Genomic DNA, 22,890 nt, shown 5'->3' with positions numbered 1-22,890 from the left:
CGAAAATAAAAGTAAATAGCTATTTTCCCCTTCTCCTTCCTAAAAAGATATAGGCACCTTTCCTTACTCTTCTCATATCATAAACCATCATGAACTCAAAGGAGGCTGGCAATATCATGTATTACAGTTATTATGACTACTCGCCATATGACATGCGCCAAAACACAAGAATCATTTCAGATCTTGAAAAAGCAATCAATGGTGAATATTCTGCGATCCAATGCTACGAAAAACTTGCCCAAAGAGCAAAAACTCCTGAGGCAAAAAAAATCATTCAAGAAATACGCCAGGATGAAGTCAGACACTATCAACTATTTTCAAAGCTATATTATTCTTTAACAGGTAAAAACCACAAACCAAGCATAACAGAACCTTGTCCAGATCAATTTAGAGAAGGGCTTCTTTTCGCATTTAAAGATGAACAAAGAACGGTCGATTTTTACTTAACGATATCAGATTATGTCCGGGATCAAGGAACAAAAGAGCTGATGAAACGTATCGCTCAAGATGAACAGCAGCATGCTGTATGGTTTTTATATCTTTTAACGCACCATGTGTCTTAGATAGTCCTATTTTAATAGGAGATCGTATGTTCCGTCAAAAAATGAAATTGTCTTTTTATTCATTCAATCTATAAAATAAAGGAAGGATTCTCAGCAAACCTCTCATCTCTTTCACTTTTTCAAACGTGAAAACGACAATTTGATAAATAAAAAAACTCCTCTGCCACAAATAGCAGAAGGAGTTTTTTTCATGATCGCTTAATGAAATTTTGCTTCATTGCTTTGCTGCTGATGTTTTAGCATCCCATCAATGGACAGCATCTTACTGCCGCTAAGTGTTAAATAAAGCGCCATGACAAGCAGCGATAGTTCAAATTCATAACCGCCCACAAATCCTTTAGAAAAACCAACCGTCATAATCGCCACAGCCATAATGGGTACAAATAAGGCTGCGAAAATACGTGTTCCTAGACCTAAAATCAAGGCGATACCACCGACCAGTTCAATTGTCTTCACAATATAGGCCATAAATTCCGGTATACCGATTTGTCCAAAGAATGCCGCTGTTCCTCCCAGACCTCCTTGATATGCCTGAAGTCCGTGTAGAAAGAAGATGATACCTAAAATAACACGTACGAAAAGTGTTCCTATTTCTTGATTTGTTTTCATATAGTGATTTCCTCCTGTTTTTACACTACATAATGTAATGTTAATAAGTAAAAAAAATTAGTAATTTAGATTAAGCATAATGATTAAGGCCACCATGAGAATCGTTGATGTGACAATGGGAATGATGGGTACATTGAAAGGAATATTGTATGTTGGGTTTAAGATCTTCTGTATTCTTAAATTCAATGCCCGATCTCCAAAGGATACCGCAAACTTCGTTTGTTTTTGAAACTGCGTTCTCTTTTTAATCAGTTTCAAAAGGGCTTGCCCTACTCCAAGCTCAGTGCCTGTCTGCCGAATCGCGTAGTCATCTGCGATCACTTCACGAAAAACGGAATAGCTTTGTCTCATATGCTTTAACACTGGAATGTACCAAATCACTTTTGTAAGCATTGAGAATGTGAAGGCCTTTAAAGGATCGTAGCTGTATTTGTGGTGCAATTCATGATGAACAACAGCATCAATTTCCTCTTCATCCAGCATGTCCATGAGAGATGTTGATAAGTAGACCTTTGGATGAAGCATCCCCATGGCAAAAGCAAGCGGTTCATGACAATGAAACACAATGATGTCGTTTGCATATTTTTCAGATAAAGATTCGGTCGACTGGTAATCGACTGCAAGCATCAGATTTTGCTTGAATTGAATGTATGTTTTGATTTGCTTCGTCATATAAAAAATTGCAAATCCCAGTGTGTAGAGGACTAAAGCATCTAGAAAATATTTCAAAGGAGTGAATCCATAGAATTCGAGAACAGACTGGCATACATGAATGAGATTATATGCTTGATTCCAGCCAAAAAAGCTTGAAAGCACGTAATACCCCATCTGATAAAAAATCGTTAAACCAATCAATATACCGCTTAAAAATAGCAGGCTCGATTTCATTTTATTCATTTTGCTGCTCCTCTTTTTTGGATGCCAGCCTTGCTTCAAGCACTTTGAGTAATTCAGGGTCAGCACTTTCAATTGCATCCACCATATGATTCACTGCCAGTGGACCAAAATCGTCCATCAGCCCTTGCGTAATCCATTTTGTCTGCTCATTTAGAAATTCTTCTTTTGTTAAAATGGGATTATAAATAGATGAACGCCCTTTTGTTTTCTTCTCGACAATTCCCTTTTCGGTTAAGCGGTTCAGCACAGTCATCACTGTGTTGAAATTAATCGGCTTTTCATCTGACAGCTTCTGCTGCACTTCTTTAATCGGCATATCCTCACCTTGATAAAGGATTTCCATAATTCTTCCCTCTAAAGGACCGAAAAAACGATTCAATCCCTTTTCATTATATTTAAAAGAAGGAATTTTCATGTAATCACCTCACACTAAGGATTGTAGTGTAATTGAAAATGATAGTCAACTGATAACTAAAATAGGGGAAAATCGTTGTATATTGTTTTTGTTTTTGGTAAAAATTATATCTTTACTTTTATCAAGAGGCTATCTTGCTCTTGATAAGATAATCTTATGAAAAAGGTAAAAAAAATCGTATTTTATTTATAAAGACTTTTGTATTATAGTAAAGATAACAACATTTCACTTACTGAACAAATTTATAGGAAGAAGGTTTACATGTGATGAAACAAGGAAACAGCCTTCGAACCGATCTCATTTTGATCGCGATAAGCGGTTTAGGTGGATTTCTTTTGTCTTTAACAGGAATGTCTATTGGCTGGATGGTCGGTACATTAATCACAGCTGCATTTATTGCCATGCGACGTCCCACCCTGTTTCAGCGTAAAGGAAACAACACCTTGCGTATTCACAGCAGATGGCTACTCCTTGGTCAATTCATTCTCGGAATCGAACTCGGACAGAAAATGAACATGAAAGTTCTTCATATTTTCGCTGAACATTGGCTCCCTGTGAGTTTCATGCTCGTTTTTTCTATTCTACTGGCGATGCTCTCTGGCTTTGCCTTATGGAAGCTGAGTAAAACAGATATGCTGACCAGCTTTGTCGGAACAGCCCCAGGCGGTTTATCTGCTATGCCAGGGATTGCCCAAGAGGTTGGAGCAAATACAGCCGTTGTCAGTCTCGTACAAACAACACGTGTATTAATGGTGGTACTCACCATCCCATTTACGGTGTTCTATTTAAATACAAAAAATCCAGCGGATTCAGCTGCAGGCGTGCAAGGGAGCGCCTTTTCATCCGGCGTTTTCACCCTGTCAAATATCTCGTGGACTGCTGCACTTATTTTAGGTGCCTGGCTTATGTCACGCCTCGCGGTTCGGCTTCATTTCCCTGCCCCTTGGCTGATTGGCAGCATGTTAGGAGTTGCGGCTCTTCAAGTAGGTGCAGGTGCGCTCATAGGTCATGATTTGATTCCTTATTGGCCAGCACAAGCGAATGTCGCATCACAGGTATTTCTCGGTGCAACCATCGGTTCAAAAATGAATAAACAGATGTTTGTCGGGCTAAAAAACACGTTAATTGTAGCCATCGTCAGCTCAGCTGGATTGATTGCTGCAACGGTTCTCAGTTCAATTGCCATTGCAGAGGTCACAGGCATTTCTGTCATTACAGCCATTCTTGCCTTTTCGCCTGGCGGTATTGCAGAAATGGCAACAACAGCAGTCACACTCCATGAGGACTCAACCTTTGTAGTAGCTGTACAAGTCGTTAGAATCATTCTTGTCATTGCGATGCTGCCACCGTTTTTTCGATTCTTACATCATGTCTGGGCAAAAAGACATCCTGAATATAAAGCCGCAAAATAAAAAAAGAGACGCTTTGCATGTGCAGAGCGTCTCTTCTTTTATTCATCCTGATTTCTTTTGACACCAACTACTTGCTCCTTTGAAATCGTTCCAAAATGCCGGCTGTCGAAGCTATGTATTCGGTTATCTCCGATTACGAAGTAATGGTTTTTTTTGATTTTATCTTGTCCTGTGATGGCTTTCAGCTGAAAATCTCCTGTCAGGACATTCCCCATTTTATGTTTTTTCTGCTCTTTTAAATAGGGTTCTTTCCATTTTACCCCATTGACAAATAACTGATCATCTACATACTTGATTGATTCTCCTGGGAGTCCAATGACCCGTTTGATCAAAATTTGATTTTTGGGTCCGTGAAATAACACATAATCAAACCGGCTAATTTTCGTGAGTTTTGGCGAGAACTTGTTGATTAATAATTCTGTTCCATCTGTAAATGTGGGGTCCATACTAACCCCTTCTACTTTATACTTCACAAACATGAAATTCTTTACCTGGAACAATAAGACGATGCATGTAATAATCATCAACCATAGCAATGGCTTCTTTTTCATTAAGAGCCTCCTTTGTCCTCACGCTTGCTCATTCGAATGTTCAACCTATTTTCTACTCTCTTTCCAACATACCATAATAAAACGATAACTAGAACCGCAAAAACACTTCTTAACGGATTCTTTACTAAAGCAGAAAGATCATAACCGATAAAACTAATGATAAAGAGCATGACACACTTACCAGCTAAAGCAGCTAATGAAAATTGCCACATGCTAATTCTTGATAAGCCTGCGACAACATTGACAGCCGCGGAAGGTGTAAAAGGAAAGCAGAGTAAAATAAATAACGGACCAAATCCCCGTTTCTCTACCCAAAGCATTAATTTCTTAATGGAAGGGTGTCTGCTGATAAAGTTCAGCATTCTCATCTGTCCAAATTTTCTGATCAGTAAAAAGACAAGAATAGAACCTGCACTTGCACCGATCCAGGTTAATAAAAAGCCTTCCCAAAGGCCGAATGCATTCGCATTTGCCACCGCAAACGCCACGAGTGGTAAAAACGGAAGAAATGCTTCAATCAGAGGAAGCAATATAGCGACAATTGGTCCAAAGGCCTTGTAGCTTTCAAAAAATGATGTGATATTTTCATGAGTAAATAGAGAAAGAAATGATGTCAACTTGTTTGACTCCTTCAAGGTTTGTCTACATTTCATTTTACATGGAAAACATAAAAATATACAAATGAATCCCACTCGCCCCCTTGAGATTATTTGACTCATTCGATATAATAAATAAGAACGTTTGTTCTATTTTTAAAGAAAGCAGGCTTGGACATGACGAGACTATCAAGAATACAGCTTCAGATGATGGAACAGGCCATCTTTCTTCCAATGGTCATCTCCATCCTCAATCGTGATCTGACACACTTAAAACAACATCAAACATTTAAATTAAATGAACCATACATTCAGCTTGTGACCTCTGTGTTAAAGGAAGCTCAGAAAGCTCTTTACGAACTGAAGCAGCATTTACGTAAAGAAAACATGAAGGTACAGCAAATTGAACACGATGAAGGATTTACAACGTATCTATTTATCATAAATGGCTATGAAGAAAAGCATAAATATTTTAATCCGCGTATACGTCACCGGGTAGAGGAACTGCTGACTGCATATTTTCTGCATCAAGCAAATTAACTTCTTGCTGACATGCGGCGTGGTACCCATGCAAAGAAAAAAGCCTGCCGCGGCGGCAGGCTCCTTCTTATTTATGATAATTCAAGCTGTTTTCTCAGCTCTGTTCTAACTTCTTCTAATCCTGGTCCATCTAACTCAAAGTAATACACATTCCCAGGCTGATAATCATGGCCCTTTAGCTGAATCGTATCCACTGATTTCAATGAGCTCAGTAATGGAAAAAGACCGATGAACTGCTTCATGGAAAGATTGGTTGAGACATTATCACCAAGCGTATCAATGATGTTGTCATATGACGGGATCGAAGAAATCGATTTAGATTTTTCGAAGATGGCTTGAAGTGCTTCCATTTGGCGTTTTCCGCGCATGAGGTCACTATCAGCCTTTCTCGTTCTCACAAAGGCTAAAGCTTCTTCACCATTTAACGTATGTGTTCCTGTTTGCACATGAACTTTCCCTTTTGAATCCTTTTCCATTTGTTTTGCGATGCCTTCATCTTTAATCGTTACGTCAATTCCATTTAACTCATCCACAATGTCTTGAAACGCCTTAAAGTTCCCTGAAATCACATAGTCTACAGGAATGTTCAACAAGTTTTCGATCGTTTTGACTGACAAATCTGCACTCCCAAACGCATGGGCGTGAGCAATTTTATCATATCCTCTCCCCGGTATATCCACATAAGCATCACGAGGAATACTGAGAAGCTTAATGGTTTTGTCTGTTCGATTCACCGCCGCCAGTAAGACCGCATCACTTCTTGCTTCGTCTACCGTTTCACCTGGACGGCTGTCAATTCCAAGCAGCAGCACCGAAAAGCTGTCCTTTCCTGGATCAAAAGCTTTCACACGCTTTTGCGAGGTGTCTCCTCTTTCTAATGATACTTGCGCCTTATTCGACGCTTTTGAAATTTTATAGTATGCGTATCCAGTCACGGACACTGCCATCACCATGACAAATGCCATGATAAACAGCACGGCTTTTACCCAAGGCCTTAGTCTTCTTTTTGATCTTTTTTCCTTCATCCTTTCCGAACCCTCACTCTATCTTAGTCTATCAATGTAGGTTCCACTATAACATATTTTGATGAAAGTTTCCTGCACGCAACATATTTTTATGAATCCACAATAAAAAAGCCGCTCAAGATGAGCAGCTTTCGTCCATTATTTTTGGCTAATTCCTTGTTTTACTTCATCAATCATGGCAGTGAATGATTCAAAGCCGCCGCCAGATAAATACCACATGTCAGAGTTCAAATACACCACATGGTTGTTTTTGACTGCTTTCACTGATTTCACATAATCATTTTCAACAAGCTGTTTCGCAGACGTTTCTTCTCCGATCGCTGCGCCTCGGTCAACGACAAATAGATAATCTGGATTCGTTTTGACCATGTATTCATACGAAATGCTTTGTCCGTGTTTATCAGATGGCTCAAGATTTTGATCTGCCGGTGTGATACCAAACACATCGTGGATGAGACCGTATCTTGACTTAGGACCAAAGGCTGTCATTTTGCTGTCGTTCGCCATGATTACCAGTCCATTTTTCTTTAACTCTTTTGCGTCTTTCTTTAAAGCATCCACTTTTTGATCAATGGCAGCAAGTTCTTCTTTGACTTTGTCTTCTTTATCAAAAATCTTCCCTAAAGTTGTGGCATTCTTTTTAAATGATTCCATATAATTGGCATTGTCTACATCCATATAAATCGTAGGGGCAATTTCAGAAAATTCATCGAATGCATCTGCTTGACGGTGCTGGATAATGATTAAATCCGGCTTGATTTCTGCAATTTTTTCAAAGTTCGGCTCTTTTAATCCGCCGACATTTTCATATTTGTCTCCTTCATATTTAGATAAATATTTAGGCACCACTTGTTTCGGTAAAGCTGTTACATTCACACCTAGTTTGTCTAGCGTATCAAGGCTTCCCATATCAAACACGACCACTTTTTTCGGGTTCTTCTTGATCTTTACACCATCTTTATTCAGCATGTCTTTTACCGTCACAGTTTCTTCTTTAATTCCTTCTGTTTTCCCTTGATTTCCGCAGGCAGCGAGTACCACGATCGCTGTTAATACAGTCATCATCCATATCCATTTTTTCATACGTGATCACCTCTTTATTTTTTAAGAAAAATATAAGCAAATACGCTCACCGCGAATAACTTCAATCGGTATGCGCATGTCATAAATTTGTTCAAGTGCATCTGTTTGAATCACTTCGTCCACTCCACCTTCTTTAATAACCTGTCCATCTTTTAAGGCGACGATATGATCGGAATACACAGAAGCAAAGTTAATATCATGAAGAACCACAACAATTGTTTTCCCAAGATCTTTGACGAGCTGCTGAAAGAGCTTCATCATCTCGACAGAATGATTCATATCCAAATTGTTTAAAGGCTCATCTAAGAAAATATAATCTGTATCCTGCGCCAGCACCATTGCAATAAAGGCTCTTTGTCTTTGTCCACCGCTCAGTTCATCTACATATTGATGCTGGATATCAGCAAGCTTCATGTATTGGAGGGACACATCGATCATCTTCTCATCCTCTTTAGTCAGACGGCCCTGTGAGTAAGGGAAACGGCCAAAACTGACAAGCTCCCGAACGGTCAGCCGCACATTCATATGATTGGCCTGCTTTAAAATACTCATCTTCTTCGCAAGTTCCTGCGGAGGGTAAGCGCTATATGGGTTGTCTTCTAAATAAGCTGCACCTGAGTCTGGCTGAATCAGCCGGCTCATAATGGATAAAAGCGTGCTTTTCCCCGCACCATTCGGACCAATGAGAGAGGTCAGCTGTCCCTTTTTCACACTGATTGTTGTGTCGTGAAGCACTGTTTTTCCGTTATACGTCTTACTGACGCCCTTCATCAAGACCATGAACGACTCTCCTTTAACAGTAAATAAATAAAATACAGTCCGCCGACTAAATCAATCAACACACTAAGCGGCGTTTGAAAAGTAAATACTTTTTCTACAAGAAATTCCCCGCCTACAAGGGCAATCACACTAATAAAAAAAGAGCCTAATAGCAAGTATGTATGCCGGTATGTCCGAAAAAGCTCTCGTGCGACGTTTACGACGAGTAAGCCGAGGAACGTAATCGGTCCGACAAGTGCCGTTGCGATAGACACAAGGACAGCTATTACGATCAGCATCTTTTTTGTGACACTGTCGTAGTCAATGCCTAGATTCACCGCATGCTCCTTCCCAAGAGACATGACATCTAATTTGGAGCGGAATGTCCAAATGTAAACACACAGCGCCGCAAATAAAACAGAAGCAATCAGTAAGATGTCCGTGTTCATGTGATTAAAGCTTGCAAAGGATTTATCCTGTACGACTTGATATTCATTCGGATCGATCAGCATTTCCATAAACGAAGAAAGACTTTTGAACAATGTCCCAAACACAATTCCAACAAGCAGAAGCAAGAAAATATGTTTATTTTTGCGTTTGAACATGACTGTATACAGCAGCACAGAAAATAGAATCATCAGCCCAACGCAAAGGAAAAAATTAAAATTCTTATTGACGATCATTAAATGAGTCGACCCAAACACATAAATAATTGCTGTTTGCAAAAACAAGTACAGTGCGTCTAAACCCAATATGCTCGGCGTTAAGATTCGATTGTTGGTCAAAGTTTGGAAAACAACAGATGAAAAGGCAATCGCGCCTCCCGTTAATGTCATCGCAAGCACTTTCTTTAAACGACTTGGGACTGTGTACGGCCAGTACCCCATTTGAAAGGTAATAAAAATTACGATCAACACGGCTGCAATGGCTGCAATCAGGCATAATATACGTTTCTTATGCATAGCGTTTCCTCCTTAATAACATGTACAGGAAGATCGCACTTCCGATGATGCCTACCATGAGTCCAACTGATATTTCATATGGATAAATGATCACCCTTCCGAGCACATCACAAATCAGAACAAAAATAGCTCCTAGTAAAGCTGTATGCGGGAGGCTTTTTTTCAAGTGATCGCCGCGGTAGATCGATACAATATTCGGAATGATTAATCCAAGGAATGGCAGCATTCCGACAGTTAAAATGGTGACAGACGTAATCATTGAAACGATCACCAACCCAACCGCCATCACACGTTTATACGTTAAACCTAAGTTAACGGCAAAGCTCTCGCCCATGCCTGCCACTGTAAAGCGGTCAGCATATAAATACGCAATGATCAATAGTGGAACGCTCACATAGAGCAGTTCATAACGCCCTTGGACAATAAGAGAAAAATCTCCTTGAAGCCATGCGGATACGTTTTGGATCAAATCATATTTATAGGCTATAAACGTAGATATTGAACTGACAATCCCCCCAAACATTAAGCCGACTAATGGTACATAAATCGTATCGTTCACCTTAATATGCCGCAGGATTTTTAAGAAAAGAAGATTCCCAGCTAAAGTAAATAGAAACGCAATCCCCATTTTCATAAGCGGATTCGCTTGTGTAAAAACAAGCATTGCTACTAAAATACCAAGCTTCGCCCAATCCATCGTTCCTGCAGTGGTTGGTGAAACAAATTTATTCCTCGTCATGCTTTGCATAATAAAGCCGCATAAACTAAGGCTCATACCAGCAAGCACAATACTCACGAGACGCGGGAGACGGCTTGAAACTAACGTGTGCACTTGTTCATCTGTTAAATGAAACAGCTGTAAAATGGACAGATCCTGTACACCGACAAACAGAGATATACATGCCAAACATACAAAAAACAAACTTAATTGATACAATTTCATACAGGTTTCTCTCTTTCTATCAAGCTCTATCCGCCACAAATGATTATCATTATCAATTAAGCGACAGTTCATATATTATCACATCTAGTGAAATATTCAATAGCGGTATGAAAAAGACGCAAACTCAAAAAAAACAGCCTGCGGCAGCGGCTGCTTTTTTCATCATGATTGAATATCAAATTGAAATTGTCCATTCAGTTCTTCTTCTGCTTCTTGAAATAACTGACGCAAGTTCTCAGCATAATCACCAAGAGCGTCTTTGCTCGTTTGAAAATTCACCCATGTCAATTCTACTGGAAGAGCCACCTCTCCTGTCAAACAGTCCCAAAGGGCATCAAGATTTTTTCCGTAATAGTCAGGAAGGTGTAAAACTGTTTTTAGCTGGTCATGAAGCTCTTCTTGCGACCTGCACGCTGCACCGTCAAGCTGCACTTTTTTCATGTTCATCTTCCCCTCTCCTCTCTATATTTTAAACGAATTGGAGGAGAAAGAGAAAGTTGGACATCTTACTTTTGTTTCTGCCCGGCACCTGAGATTAATAGAATGAGACAGGCAGCAAAAGCAGCTGGTGTTGGCTTGAAAGCAATCGAAGGGATTACTGCTAGGATTCGCCTGTACGGACGAAAGCATGATTCAAGAGGGCGTTCGCCGTTTAAAGAAAATCCTTCACATTTAAAAAAGCCTGGAAGGTTTACTTCCAAGCTTTTTTAGGATGATTGCTGAATCTGACCTACTTCTTCAATAAATGCGGCTGTCTGCTGCAAGCCATCCTGAAAATGATGGGTAGCGGAAATAAACAGCTTCTCTTGATCGGGATGCTTCAAGAGCTTTTCCACCTTACCGATCCCTTTTTCAAAGGAAGCAAGTCCTGTCTTTAATTGTTGATCGGCCTTTTGATAAGCGGCTGGAACTTCTTGATGATCCAGCCCTTTTTGAATCACACGATCAAATGCTTTCGTCGCTTCTGTCAATTTTTTATTTGTTTGAATCTTTCCATGTCCATCTGAGATAAACTGATCGGTCATATTTTCATATGCTTTATTTAACTCATCCATATAAGACTGCACCCATTGTTCATAAGCAGCTTCTTTTGTGTCTTGCTTTGAAGGCGGCTGACCTGCTTGCTGACAGGCTGCTAGTAATGTCAAAGTTAGGATAAATAGCAGCACCAAATGTGATTGTTTTTTCATACAGAGCCTCCATTTCTTCATCCCATTCGTTCATATCGGTCAAATATAAGCATCCTTTACCACATAAGATTTCTTTTATTGTAACAGACAAGCTTGTGTCACTTCTGTGATTTATGAGTAAATGGATGAAAATACGTCAAAGGATCCACATTTCCCTGTCATTTCCCAATACAACCAATAGACGACGAGACATACGTATTTGGTTTCAATGAATTCATCTTTATGATGCAGCGGCGTCTTTTTACATTGCATTCATGCTTGATAAGATGTCCAGCGGCTGCTCTGCCGCTGGCTTTTGACTAATATCTGTTACGAAGCTCCCTTAATATAAAATCGTATACGAGATTGAGCTGCTGTTCCTTTGGATACAGCATAAATTCTTGTTTCTTCGGAAGACCGCCATCAAGACGATCTTGAAATTTCGTTCGGAGATATGCTGTCCGGTGCACCTGACTCTCAAATGATTTATATGAGACATCAAGTTTGACGGTTTGCTCATTTGTAAAGGTGACCACCGTGTCTCCGAAGGATGATTCTTGGAAGGTATGAATGTATTTGTGGGAGATCCAGCCGCACTGAGGACGGTTGGATGAATAAGTTGGGAAGAAATACAGATGATTGGATGAGTCAATCACAATTGGGGGTTTGTGAGAAATTCCTGTTACTTCGTATGTTCCCGCCTTTCTGCCTGCATAGCTTGAGCCGAAGAATCTGCAGCTGCGTTCAATAATTTGCAGGGGCTTTAATTCAACGTAAAAGCTTGTCTCTCTTTCTATGACTTTTGAATATACTCTTTTTCCTTCTTCAACTGGAAGGACCGCCATTGTTGTTTGATTAATGACGTATGAATCTAAAGGTGTTTCACTAATTCCTGACACTTCATTTCCTCCTGTGTTAATATTTGGTTATTTAAGATACTATTAATCTATCACCAACATATAAGAAACGACAGGATTTTTTCAAAATTTATTAAAAATCATCTTTTTATCATATTTTTTAGTCCATTCGATCTATCGAAAAGCCATTTTTAAAGATATATCACATCCTGTCGATTGGACAAGAGGTGTCGATTCTGCTCAAAAATAAATTGTCTAAAAATTATAAATTCTTGTTGATTTTTTCTCCGCCAATCCATATACTATAAAAAAGGCATCGGGGGGATTCTTTATGAAAGAGAAAAAAACGTATGCTGAGCTCATGAAGTCCCGCAACACCCAAAAAACCGAAGAAAACGGCGTCACCATTTTAGACATCTATATTCAAATGGTTTTAGATGAGGCGCTTTATAAACAGCGCTTAACCTTCCTAAGAGAAGAGATTGATAAGGCACTGGATCAGCGTGATGAAAAGCGATTCAATGACCTGTCAGCTCAATATGCAGAACACTGCTTACATCAATCATGATGATTTTACTTGCGGCAGAGAGACAGCAACTCGTCTCTTTACCGCAAGTTTTTTGTTTATCCATTTAAAATGGTCCCGCCATTCACATGCAGCATTTGTCCATTCATATAAGATGAGTCTTCGCTCGCTAAAAATAAATAACTTGGCGCAAGCTCTACTGGCTCACCAGGACGTTCCATTGGGACATCTCCGCCAAATTCAGAGACTTCTTTTTCCGTAAAGGTTGAGGGAATCAGCGGTGTCCAAATAGGACCGGGAGCTACTCCATTCACTCTAATCCCTTGTTTAATGAGCGATAAGGATAATGATCTCGTAAAGGTTACGACCGCCCCTTTTGTGGATGAATAATCGATCAATGTTTCATGCCCTTTATAGGCGGTGACAGAAGCTGTATTAATGATACTGCTTCCTTTTTTTAAATGAGGAAGAACAGCCTTTGTTAAATAAAACATGGCAAAAATATTCGTTTGAAACGTCCGAAGAAGCTGATGCGAGGTAATTTGCTCAATGCTTTTTTGCGGATGCTGTTCCCCGGCGTTATTCACCAAAATATCAATGGAACCGAAGGCATCTTTTGTTTTTTTGACGACCTCATTTGAAAAAGCCTCATCCCCTAAATCACCTGCAATTAAGATGACACGGCCTCCCGCTTTCTCAATATAGTCCTTCGTTTCCTCAGCGTCACGATGTTCACTTAAGTAAACAATGGCGACATTGGCACCTTCTTTCGCAAATAAAACAGAAACTGCTCTTCCAATCCCGCTGTCTCCACCTGTCACAATGGCTGTTTTTCCTGCTAACTTTTTATCCTGCACCTCACGATCAAAGACAGGTCTAGGATTCATTTTATATTCAAGACCCGGACGTTCATTTTGGTGCTGAGGCGGCAATGTTTTCTTCGGCTGCTTTGTTGACACGTTAGTCCACTCCTTCCTTTTATCTTGTTTATTTTTATGTGCTGGCGGCTTTTTTATGTATGGCGCCCTTGTTTCCTTTCAGATGTATGATTTTCAGCATTGTGGAAAAATTATACACAACAAGTCAAGTGGAGGCGACAACATGGAACAAGAACATAAAGGAATGGAACAGGCAAAATCGTTATGGCTGGCCGGCAGTCAGAAATATTCTTTCCCTGCTGTCAGTGAAGATCTCACAGCAGATGTGATCATTGTCGGCGGCGGTATTACCGGTATCGCTGCGGCGTTTGAAATGACAGAGCGAGGACTAGATGTGATCATCATTGATGCCGAACAATTGCTGCAAGGCACGACCGGACACACAACGGCTAAAATCACCTCACAGCATGATGTGTACTATTATGAGCTGATTCAACAAATTGGGATGCCAAAAGCACGTTTGTATGTAGAAGCAAATGAGAAAGCAAAAGACCTCATTCAAGCTCGTATCAAAGAGCACGACATTGATTGTCAGCTAGAGATAAAAGATGCTTACCTTTATACAAAAGAAGAAAGCGGTGTAAAAAAGTTAAAGAAGGAATTAGATGCCTACAAACAGCTTGGTATTGACCGGGAATGGAAAACAAAGCTTCCTTTTGACACTGACATTAAAGCAGCCCTTGCGATGACCAATCAGGCACAGTTTCATCCCCTTCATTATCTCAATGCGCTAATCGACAAGCTCCTAGAGCGAGGTGTACGTATCTTTGAACAAACAACCGCTGTTGATGTAAAAGAAGGGAACCGGCCTGCTGTCGTCACAAAAAGCGGACATCATCTGACAGGGCGCTATGTCATTTCATGCTCACACTTTCCTTTTTATGATGGAAAAGGACTTTATTTCACCCGAATTCATCCAGAGCAATCCTATGTCGTAGCAGCTAGAACAACCAAACCACTCCCAGACGGAATGTACCTAGGAATTGACCAGCCTGCTCACTCTTTAAGAACGGCAGAATGGCACGGTGAAGAAGTAGTCCTCATCGGAGGAGAAGGCCATAAAACAGGACAAGGCGGAGATGAATCCGCTCACTATGAAGGACTAGAAACGTTTGGAGATGCCACCCTTGGAATAGAAGAAGTGCTGTATCGCTGGTCGACACACGATATGGTCACAATGGATCAAATCCCTTACATTGGCCGCCTGACCAAAAACCACCAGAATATCTTTGTAGCAACCGGCTTTAGAAAATGGGGCATGACCACAAGCCACGTCGCAGCCACTCTTATCGGTGATTTAATTGAAGGAAAATCGAATCCATATGAATCAATCTTTACGCCATCAAGACCTGTTACTGACTCTTTCGTCAAAGATTTCGTTAAAGAAAATGCCAATGTCGCTGCCAAGCTGATCAGTGGTAAATTCAAACGAACTGATCAAACAATCGATGATTTAAAACCAGGCGAGGGCGGCATTATCTCGTATGAACATAAAAAGTGCGGCGCCTATAAATCAGAGGATGGGAATGTTTTTCTAGTCGATACAACGTGTACTCACCTAGGCTGTGAAGTGGCTTGGAATAATAGTGACCGCACTTGGGATTGCCCTTGTCACGGTTCACGTTTTTCCATTACTGGAGAAGTAGTAGAAGGCCCTGCTAAAAAACCACTAAAAAGGTCATATAAAGAACAGTGAAATTTCACTCGTCCCCCTTTAAAAAATCCAATATTATCCGATAAAAAACATAAAGTCTGATATTTTTGATGATTATAGGGGGACAAACACATTGTTATTTAAAAAAGAACCGAAAAGAAAAAACACTGCTTTTTTCACACAGCAGGATGATGGGATAAAACGAATCAACTTCTCGAACAATACGGACATCGCCAAACAAATCAAAATGATTGACCTGACGCACTATGACCTATTGATATTAAAACAGCTCAATCCAATTGTTCAGGATGATATTGCACATATTGTTGATAAGTTTTATAAAAATTTAGAAGTCGAGTCTTCCTTGATGCACATCATTCAAGACAATAGTTCTGTCGATCGTTTGAAAAAAACACTCCGCATTCATATTAGCGAAATGTTTGCAGGTGTGATTGACGAAGCCTATGTGGCAAAACGCATTAAAATCGCGCAAGTTCATTTACGGATTGGGCTCCAGCCTAAATGGTACATGGCAGCATTCCAAGACCTTCTGCTATCCATTATGGATTTATTCGCTAACCATATCCAAGATTTCAAAGAATATCAGACAGCGGTCAAAGCGACGACGAAAATTTTAAATTTAGAGCAGCAGCTTGTCCTAGATACATTCCAAAATGAATATTCTAAAATTCGTGATGAAGCAGAAGAGCAGCAGCAGGAGCTTCATACAAAAATCACAGAGACTTCAAATTCGCTTGCTTCGCTCTTCTCAAACACAACAAGTGCAGTCGACAAGCTTGTCTCAAAATCGGATGAGATGGCGGACATGTCACAAGCTGGAACACAAATTTCAGCCCAGGTCGAAGAAAAATCAATCGGCGGTAAAAAAGAATTAGAAATTCAGCAAACACAAATGAACCAAATTGATGGCAGCATGACAAAAATTGAAACAGAAATTAAACGACTTGAAGAAATCGCCAAACAAATTGAACAAATCTTTGGGATTGTCACAGGCATTGCAGAGCAGACGAACTTGTTATCTTTAAATGCTTCAATCGAATCTGCACGAGCAGGTGAACATGGAAAAGGTTTTGCTGTCGTTGCAAACGAGGTACGCAAATTATCAGAGGACACCAAGAAAACGGTTTCAACTGTATCTGAACTTGTCAACAATACTAATTCACAAATCGCCATTGTTTCTCAGCACATTGCGGACGTGAATTTACTTGTGACAGACAGTAAAGAAAAAATGACACAAATCAATTCACTCTTTGATGATATCGTCAGCAGCATGAACTTAAGCAAAAACCAAAACGGAAAAATTGAAATTGACCTTCAGACCTTCCTTAACGAATTGAAGGAAGTTAAACAAACGGTGTCTCAAGTCGCAAGCTCCGTCGAATCCTTAACAAGCCTGACAAATCGCTAATACAGTCTTTTTTCTTCTGCTTTAGTATAATAGAAGAAAAGATAGAAAAGGCGGGATTTGATTGACAACAATTTGCCTAGTCAGACACGGGGAAACAGATTGGAATGCAGCGAAACGAATTCAAGGACGAACAGATATCCCTTTAAACGACACAGGGAAATGGCAGGCTGAACAAACTGGACTTTACTTAAAGGATGTCCATTGGGATGTTGTCATTTCCAGTCCACTAACAAGGGCAAAAGAAACGGCACACTTGATTTTAAATCATGTCCATGCCCCACTTGTCATCATGGATGATTTTATAGAACGAGATTATGGTGACGCTGAAGGCATGTCGTTTGAGGAGCGTCAAAAGCTGTTTCCAGATAAACAATATCCAAATATGGAACCAATTGAGACGATTCAAAACCGAATGCTGGAAGGTATTGAGAAAGTCAGAGCCGCCTATCCAGATCAACATGTCCTGATCGTGGCTCACGGCGCTGCTATCCATGCTTTACTCACCACTTTGGCTGATGAACATATGGGTCTACAGAACACGAGACTTGTTAATGCTTGCTTAAATTATGTGGAATGGTCAGATGGTAAATGGAAGGTCCGTGATTACAACGTGGTCAGCCATTTAACTCAATCCGCCCCTTCTTAAAGAGCCTGTTATCTTAGCAGGTTCTTTTTTATGGCAAAAACAATGATAAAATAATATTTTTTTATATCGAAATTCGAAATAGATGCTAGACGATTCTACCTATTTTATGGCTTTTCGGGTATCGAATATTTAACCGGAAATGGATCATGAGAAAAAAAGCACACTCCCTTTTTAATAGATCATCGCTGAAATGATAGAATAAACATATTTTACCACCAGTTCCAAGTGACTTAATTCCCCAATTTTCGCTAGGACTTTCACAAAAATTCGGGTCTACTCTTATTTGCCTACTTCCCTTAAACTGAATATACAGAATAATCAAACGGATCATTCTTATAGACTACGGATGATTATTCTGAAATAAGAAAAAGGGATGTGGAATGTGCGTGAAAAAGAAAAATGTGATGACAAGTGTTTTATTGGCTGTCCCTCTTCTGTTTTCAGCAGGGTTTGGAGGCTCTATGGCAAATGCCGAGACGGTCTCCAAAACAGATAGTGAAAAAAGCTATATTGTTGGTTTTAAAGCCTCTGCCACCACAAACAGCTCTAAGAAACAAGCTGTCATTCAAAATGGTGGAAAACTAGAAAAACAATACCTCCTCATTAATGCTGCACAAGTGAAAATGTCCGAACAAGCCGCCAAAAAACTTGAACATGACCCTAGCATTGCTTACGTAGAAGAAGACCATAAAGCAGAAGCATATGCACAAACCGTCCCTTATGGAATCCCTCAAATCAAAGCTCCAGCTGTACACGCTCAAGGTTATAAAGGTGCTAATGTCAAAGTAGCTGTCCTTGATACTGGAATCCACGCTGCACACCCTGACTTAAATGTTGCAGGCGGTGCGAGCTTCGTCCCTTCAGAGCCAAATGCCACCCAAGACTTTCAATCACATGGAACTCACGTAGCTGGAACCATTGCTGCCCTTGATAACACAATTGGTGTTCTTGGGGTCGCTCCAAGCGCTTCCCTATATGCTGTGAAAGTATTAGACCGCAATGGCGACGGACAATACAGCTGGATTATTAGCGGTATTGAATGGGCTGTAGCCAATAACATGGATGTCATCAATATGAGTTTAGGCGGAGCAAGCGGTTCAACAGCACTTAAAAATGCCGTTGATACAGCAAACAGCCGCGGAGTCGTTGTTGTTGCCGCCGCAGGTAATTCAGGCTCTAGTGGCTCTAGAAGTACAGTTGGCTATCCAGCCAAATACGAGTCTACAATTGCTGTTGCCAATGTAAACAGTAACAATGTCAGAAACTCATCTTCTAGCGCAGGTCCTGAATTAGATGTTTCTGCACCTGGTACTTCTATTTTAAGTACAGTGCCAAGCAGTGGATACACTTCTTATACTGGAACATCTATGGCGTCTCCTCATGTAGCAGGAGCAGCAGCGCTTATTCTTTCTAAAAACCCGAACCTAACAAATTCACAGGTTCGCCAGCGCTTAGAAAATACAGCGACACCGCTTGGTGACTCATTCTATTATGGAAAAGGGTTAATCAACGTTCAAGCTGCTTCTAACTAACCAAGTGTGATAAAAAAATCCGGCTGATCCAGCCGGATTCAGCGCGTAAACAAAACCTCGCATTCGGTGTCAATCCTGCGAGCCGGTGCTCACGAATGCTCAATTCGCTCCGCTCCGGTACTCGTCCTTCCTAGACTTCAAAGGTTTTCTATCACGCTGAAAAGAAGACAAAGAGCTAAAATCAAGATCATTTTAGCCCTTTGTCAACAATCTAAATCCGGCTGATCCTGCCGGATTTTATTTATTACTGCTTTTTCGGCGTTTTCTCTTTTTCCGCCGCTTTTTCCATATCCATGATTCTCTCCATCATGGTTGGGTGTCCATAGCGGAAGATCTTCACTAAAAACGGTGGATTTACCTGGGACAGCCCTGATTTTGCAAGCTTTTGAAAAGACGTTACGCCTGCCTCCCCGTCTTTTGTCATGTTCACCGCATATTCGTCGGCTGCCCGTTCTTGATGCCTTGACACTGCATTTGTAAAAGGTGAAGCTGCAAATGACAGCATCGATACGATGATTAAAAGAATCGGAAGAGCAGCAATGTCGTGTGACACCTTGAGACGAAATGTGGCTGCGCCTTTTTGATAAAGATAAAAATAAAGACGATCGATCGCAAATAATCCGGCCAATGACAGCACTAAATATCCTGCTAATCCAATATAGACATGTTTCATAACGTAATGTCCCATTTCATGCGCCATGATAAATAAAATTTCTTGGTCTTTCAGCTTTTGCAGTGTTGTATCCCATAAGACAATACGCTTATTTTCACCAATTCCTGTGACATAAGCGTTCATCGTATTCGTTTTCTCAGACATATTGACCTCATATACATGATCTGCCGGAATATGCGCTTTGTCTGCCAGCGTTAATATTTTCTTCTCTAGAGCTTGATCCTTTAGTGGATAAAAATTGTTATATAACGGATCAATGACGACCGGCTGTATAAAGAAGAGAAACAGCGTAACTGGGACTGTTAAACACCACGCATACAGCCACCAGTGTTTTCTTCTCTTTTGAATCAGCCAAAAGAACACAATAGCACAAAGGGCAAGGAGCGGAAATTGAATCCAAAAATCCAGTGTTTGATCTTTCAACCAGCTTGCCGTACTTTGAGCAGATACTCCGTAGTGCAAAGACAGCTGATAGCCAATCCACTTAATTGGCAATGAAATGATCATTGTTAGAAGTGACAGCACAAACACATACACAAGTTTGCTTAAAAACTTGAAACGAGCTGCTGCCAGGCTCCAATCTGCTATTTTCCGTGAAAACCCTGAAATGAGCAAAAGGAAAAAGACATACCAATCTAATGGGATGGTTATGAAATACAGCAGATTCCGTATGTTCGAGAAATTCTCGCTGATCACAAGCTCATGACTTGTCATAAAGGTATGCGGATCTGCACTTGTCCCTTTTACACTTTCAGGTACCGATGAATCCCCCATTAGAAACAGATACGAATAAATAAAAAGACCGTACAATATGTATGCTACCGTTGCAAGAGCCATCCATTTACGTACTCGCACAGGTCAGCCTCCTTTCCATCCCTCTCTCTATTCTAGTCATGCATTTTTTCGTTTAGAACCTGTCTCATGTGGCTCCATCATAGCATGCCCCATCAGAAAAAGCTTTCGCGAAAAAAATGATTATGCGACTCAAAAATCGGAGAAGCTACATGTAAAACAGTAAGTTGGAGGATCAAAATGAAGAAAATCCTTGCAGGAGTTGTGATTTTTGGACTTTTATTAATCACCTTCTTTTATGTGTTCAGCCGGACGAGCGAAATCTTTGATGAGAATCGAGCTGAAAAATTGCTGCTCTCACCTGCGAATGAATCCATCTCTTATGAAATAGATGATAAGGACACAGTAGAAGATTTAATTGAAGAATTAAATAAAGGCAAACAAACAAGCAATCATCTGAAGAAAAATTTAAAAAAGCCCGATTATATTGCCAAGGTGATGTTCGGACGAACAAACGGCACCACCTTCCAGCTTTGGACCAACCGATCACAGGTCGTTTTTTTAGTTGATGGAACGTTTTATGAACTGAATCAAAAACAGTCGAATTCTTTTCAGAGACAGTTAAAAGAAGCCATTCAAAAGAGCTAAAATGATCTTTGAGAGAAAACTTTGAATTGCGAGGATTTGTCTACATGCGAAGGGAGTCTCTTCATCAGAGACCCCCTTTTTTTATTTACTTTCTTCTGCTTGATACTTTTCTCTTAGCGCTCTTCTTAAAATTTTACCTGTTGTGTTTTTAGGAATATCATCTATGAAATGGATCGTTTGGGGCTGCTTATATTTTGCTAAATAGCGTGAACAATGTGTGATGATGTCTTCTTGATTGATGTGAGCATGTTTCTTAGGGGAAATGTAACAGACGACTGCCTCTCCCGTGTTCGGATCTGGCACACCGATGACAACGGCTTCTGCTACAGCTTCATGTTGATAGAGTACTTCTTCTACTTCTCTTGGATAAACATTATAACCGCCAACAAGAATCATATCCTTTTTCCGATCGACAATATAAATATATCCTTCTTCATCTCTTCTCGCCAAATCGCCAGTATACAGCCAGCCGTCTCTTAGTGCAGCTTCTGTATCTTCTGGCATTTGATAATAGCCTTTCATGATGTTTGGCCCTTTTGCTATCAGCTCTCCGACTTCATTTGGACCGACTTCTTCTCCTAGTTCATTCACAATTTTATTCTTCACATTCATAATGTCAGTCCCGACAGAACCTGGTTTTCTTTTTCCGTCAAGAGGATTGAATGCAGTCACTGGAGATGCCTCTGATAGCCCATAGCCCTCAAGGACCGTAACACCGAATTTTTTCTCAAAGCCATGGAGTAAGGCAACAGGCATTGAGGCACCACCTGATATACAGATCCTCACGGATGACATCGCTTCCTCATGCCCCTCCTGGCGGTACAAATAGTTATACATGGTGGGCACTCCAACAAATAACGTTGGCTTCTCTTTTTCCATCATGCGCAAAAGCTCTGACGGGCTGAAATGCGGCAAGACATAAATCGTCGCACCATGAATCAACGGTGCATTCATACAGACTGTTAAACAAAATACATGGAACATTGGCAAAGCGGCAATAACCTTGTCCTTTTTATCAATCGATAAATACTCAGCGACATCTCTGGCATTTGAATAAAGGTTGAAATGAGTCAGCATGGCACCTTTTGGTTTTCCAGTCGTGCCAGATGTAAATAAAATAACAGCAGTATCATCTGGCTGAATGGAAGGATGTACGTTTTCATTCGCAGCACCTGACACAAGCTTTCCAAAGAAAACAAGTCGATCAGATACTTCCTTGAAGCTTGATCTGCACGCCGATTCATTTTCTGCACAAATAATGACTCTTTCAATCGACGGAAGCTGCTCATACACCTGCTCGTAAACTGGCAGAAGCTGTTCAGGCGCCACAATACCTTTCACATCGCCTGTGATGAGCATATATCCAATTTCACTAGGTGTATACGTTGGGTTAATAGGTACAACGACAAGCCCTGCCTTTAATGCGCCAAAAAAAGAAATGACAAAATGCGGTGAATTTCCTAAAATAAGCGCGATATGATCCCCAGCTTGAAACCCTTCGTTGACTAATCCATCTGCAAAACGCTCGATACTTGTCATCAGCTCTCGATAGGTCCACTTCTTTCCTTCAAAGATCAGTGCGATATTTTCTCCCTTCGTCATCGCCGTCTGCTGAAGATTTTTGATCAAATCCATTCTCCCACCCCTTACATGTCATCAATGAATGAATGA

The 22,890-nt window shown here is 40.4% G+C and carries 25 protein-coding genes; 9 read left to right on the top strand and 16 right to left on the bottom strand.

The annotated features are described in order from the left end of the window. Window positions 1-116: 116 nt before the first annotated feature. A complete protein-coding gene (locus tag MHI23_RS05250) occupies window positions 117-563 on the top strand; it encodes a ferritin-like domain-containing protein (protein ID WP_024425498.1) in 447 nt (148 codons plus the stop codon). 198 nt (window positions 564-761) lie between these two features. Here the strand turns inward: MHI23_RS05250 and MHI23_RS05245 are convergent, their stop codons facing one another. The 3 genes from MHI23_RS05245 to MHI23_RS05235 are packed head-to-tail and all read right to left on the bottom strand — an operon-like array spanning window position 762 to window position 2,484. After that, window positions 762-1,172 (bottom strand): DoxX family protein, encoded by a 411-nt coding sequence (locus MHI23_RS05245; protein ID WP_024425497.1) that lies wholly within the window; start codon window positions 1,170-1,172, stop codon window positions 762-764. Between the two features lie 57 nt (window positions 1,173-1,229). Beyond that, entirely contained in the window at window positions 1,230-2,069 is an 840-nt protein-coding gene (locus tag MHI23_RS05240) for a M56 family metallopeptidase (RefSeq protein WP_024425496.1), read from the bottom strand. Continuing rightward, window positions 2,062-2,484: a BlaI/MecI/CopY family transcriptional regulator gene (locus MHI23_RS05235; protein WP_024425495.1), complete on the bottom strand. Its 423-nt coding sequence runs from the start codon at window positions 2,482-2,484 to the stop codon at window positions 2,062-2,064. The genes MHI23_RS05240 and MHI23_RS05235 overlap by 8 nt, the downstream gene beginning before the upstream one ends. A 266-nt stretch (window positions 2,485-2,750) precedes the next feature. Between MHI23_RS05235 and MHI23_RS05230 the strand changes: the two genes are divergently transcribed. Next, window positions 2,751-3,896: an AbrB family transcriptional regulator gene (locus tag MHI23_RS05230; protein ID WP_149126690.1), complete on the top strand. Its 1,146-nt coding sequence runs from the start codon at window positions 2,751-2,753 to the stop codon at window positions 3,894-3,896. 38 nt (window positions 3,897-3,934) lie between these two features. Here the strand turns inward: MHI23_RS05230 and lepB are convergent, their stop codons facing one another. Continuing rightward, window positions 3,935-4,447: a signal peptidase I gene (lepB, locus tag MHI23_RS05225; RefSeq protein WP_149125793.1), complete on the bottom strand. Its 513-nt coding sequence runs from the start codon at window positions 4,445-4,447 to the stop codon at window positions 3,935-3,937. After that, a complete protein-coding gene (locus MHI23_RS05220) occupies window positions 4,447-5,064 on the bottom strand; it encodes a TVP38/TMEM64 family protein (RefSeq protein ID WP_024425492.1) in 618 nt (205 codons plus the stop codon). The genes lepB and MHI23_RS05220 overlap by 1 nt, the downstream gene beginning before the upstream one ends. Window positions 5,065-5,220: 156 nt before the next feature. Here MHI23_RS05220 and MHI23_RS05215 point away from each other — a divergent pair, with 156 nt between their 5' ends. Beyond that, a complete protein-coding gene (locus MHI23_RS05215) occupies window positions 5,221-5,583 on the top strand; it encodes a hypothetical protein (protein WP_034282166.1) in 363 nt (120 codons plus the stop codon). 71 nt (window positions 5,584-5,654) lie between these two features. Here MHI23_RS05215 and MHI23_RS05210 read toward each other — a convergent pair whose 3' ends face one another. From MHI23_RS05210 to MHI23_RS05175, 8 genes are all read right to left on the bottom strand, one after another. Then, entirely contained in the window at window positions 5,655-6,608 is a 954-nt protein-coding gene (locus tag MHI23_RS05210; protein WP_149125794.1) for an LCP family protein, read from the bottom strand. A 138-nt stretch (window positions 6,609-6,746) separates the two neighbouring features. Next, window positions 6,747-7,691 (bottom strand): siderophore ABC transporter substrate-binding protein, encoded by a 945-nt coding sequence (locus MHI23_RS05205; protein WP_149125795.1) that lies wholly within the window; start codon window positions 7,689-7,691, stop codon window positions 6,747-6,749. 21 nt (window positions 7,692-7,712) lie between these two features. Then, window positions 7,713-8,471, bottom strand: coding sequence for an ATP-binding cassette domain-containing protein (locus MHI23_RS05200; RefSeq protein ID WP_024425488.1), 759 nt, complete (start codon window positions 8,469-8,471; stop codon window positions 7,713-7,715). Beyond that, on the bottom strand, window positions 8,462-9,412 hold the full coding sequence (locus tag MHI23_RS05195; RefSeq protein ID WP_024425487.1) for an iron chelate uptake ABC transporter family permease subunit: 951 nt from the start codon (window positions 9,410-9,412) through the stop codon (window positions 8,462-8,464). The genes MHI23_RS05200 and MHI23_RS05195 overlap by 10 nt, the downstream gene beginning before the upstream one ends. Then, window positions 9,405-10,355, bottom strand: a complete 951-nt coding sequence (locus MHI23_RS05190; RefSeq protein WP_149125796.1) for an ABC transporter permease — start codon at window positions 10,353-10,355, stop codon at window positions 9,405-9,407. The genes MHI23_RS05195 and MHI23_RS05190 overlap by 8 nt, the downstream gene beginning before the upstream one ends. Window positions 10,356-10,517: 162 nt before the next feature. Further along, the gene (locus MHI23_RS05185; RefSeq protein WP_024425485.1) at window positions 10,518-10,796 is read right to left on the bottom strand and encodes a barstar family protein; all 279 of its coding nucleotides are present in this window, start codon (window positions 10,794-10,796) and stop codon (window positions 10,518-10,520) included. Between the two features lie 266 nt (window positions 10,797-11,062). Further along, entirely contained in the window at window positions 11,063-11,545 is a 483-nt protein-coding gene (locus tag MHI23_RS05180; protein ID WP_024426543.1) for a hypothetical protein, read from the bottom strand. Between the two features lie 299 nt (window positions 11,546-11,844). Then, a complete protein-coding gene (locus tag MHI23_RS05175) occupies window positions 11,845-12,423 on the bottom strand; it encodes a competence protein ComK (protein WP_034621820.1) in 579 nt (192 codons plus the stop codon). Window positions 12,424-12,712: 289 nt separating this feature from the next. Between MHI23_RS05175 and MHI23_RS05170 the strand changes: the two genes are divergently transcribed. Continuing rightward, the gene (locus MHI23_RS05170) at window positions 12,713-12,949 is read left to right on the top strand and encodes an IDEAL domain-containing protein (RefSeq protein WP_008348804.1); all 237 of its coding nucleotides are present in this window, start codon (window positions 12,713-12,715) and stop codon (window positions 12,947-12,949) included. A gap of 56 nt (window positions 12,950-13,005) precedes the next feature. On the opposite strand, the gene MHI23_RS05165 is transcribed toward MHI23_RS05170, so the two are convergent. Continuing rightward, the gene (locus MHI23_RS05165; protein ID WP_024425480.1) at window positions 13,006-13,866 is read right to left on the bottom strand and encodes an SDR family oxidoreductase; all 861 of its coding nucleotides are present in this window, start codon (window positions 13,864-13,866) and stop codon (window positions 13,006-13,008) included. A 142-nt stretch (window positions 13,867-14,008) separates the two neighbouring features. Here MHI23_RS05165 and MHI23_RS05160 point away from each other — a divergent pair, with 142 nt between their 5' ends. The 4 genes from MHI23_RS05160 to MHI23_RS05145 all read left to right on the top strand — a co-directional run bounded on the left by MHI23_RS05160 (window position 14,009) and on the right by MHI23_RS05145 (window position 19,106). Continuing rightward, window positions 14,009-15,541, top strand: coding sequence for an FAD-dependent oxidoreductase (locus tag MHI23_RS05160; RefSeq protein WP_125587309.1), 1,533 nt, complete (start codon window positions 14,009-14,011; stop codon window positions 15,539-15,541). A 91-nt stretch (window positions 15,542-15,632) separates the two neighbouring features. Continuing rightward, window positions 15,633-16,928, top strand: coding sequence for a globin-coupled sensor protein (locus tag MHI23_RS05155; protein ID WP_339241101.1), 1,296 nt, complete (start codon window positions 15,633-15,635; stop codon window positions 16,926-16,928). Between the two features lie 61 nt (window positions 16,929-16,989). Further along, window positions 16,990-17,574 (top strand): histidine phosphatase family protein, encoded by a 585-nt coding sequence (locus MHI23_RS05150; RefSeq protein WP_024426547.1) that lies wholly within the window; start codon window positions 16,990-16,992, stop codon window positions 17,572-17,574. 386 nt (window positions 17,575-17,960) lie between these two features. Then, window positions 17,961-19,106, top strand: a complete 1,146-nt coding sequence (locus tag MHI23_RS05145; RefSeq protein ID WP_248351364.1) for a S8 family peptidase — start codon at window positions 17,961-17,963, stop codon at window positions 19,104-19,106. A gap of 244 nt (window positions 19,107-19,350) precedes the next feature. Here MHI23_RS05145 and MHI23_RS05140 read toward each other — a convergent pair whose 3' ends face one another. After that, entirely contained in the window at window positions 19,351-20,616 is a 1,266-nt protein-coding gene (locus tag MHI23_RS05140; RefSeq protein WP_211484865.1) for a M48 family metallopeptidase, read from the bottom strand. 195 nt (window positions 20,617-20,811) lie between these two features. Between MHI23_RS05140 and MHI23_RS05135 the strand changes: the two genes are divergently transcribed. Then, window positions 20,812-21,219: a hypothetical protein gene (locus tag MHI23_RS05135; RefSeq protein WP_024426550.1), complete on the top strand. Its 408-nt coding sequence runs from the start codon at window positions 20,812-20,814 to the stop codon at window positions 21,217-21,219. Window positions 21,220-21,300: 81 nt separating this feature from the next. Here the strand turns inward: MHI23_RS05135 and MHI23_RS05130 are convergent, their stop codons facing one another. After that, entirely contained in the window at window positions 21,301-22,854 is a 1,554-nt protein-coding gene (locus tag MHI23_RS05130) for a fatty acid--CoA ligase family protein (RefSeq protein ID WP_025093351.1), read from the bottom strand. Window positions 22,855-22,890 lie beyond the last annotated feature (36 nt).

The sequence above is a fragment of the Bacillus sp. FSL M7-0003 genome, from assembly GCF_038628485.1.
GTDB classification, from domain to species: domain Bacteria; phylum Bacillota; class Bacilli; order Bacillales; family Bacillaceae; genus Bacillus; species Bacillus safensis.
This window is presented reverse-complemented; position numbering and strand designations above follow the sequence as displayed.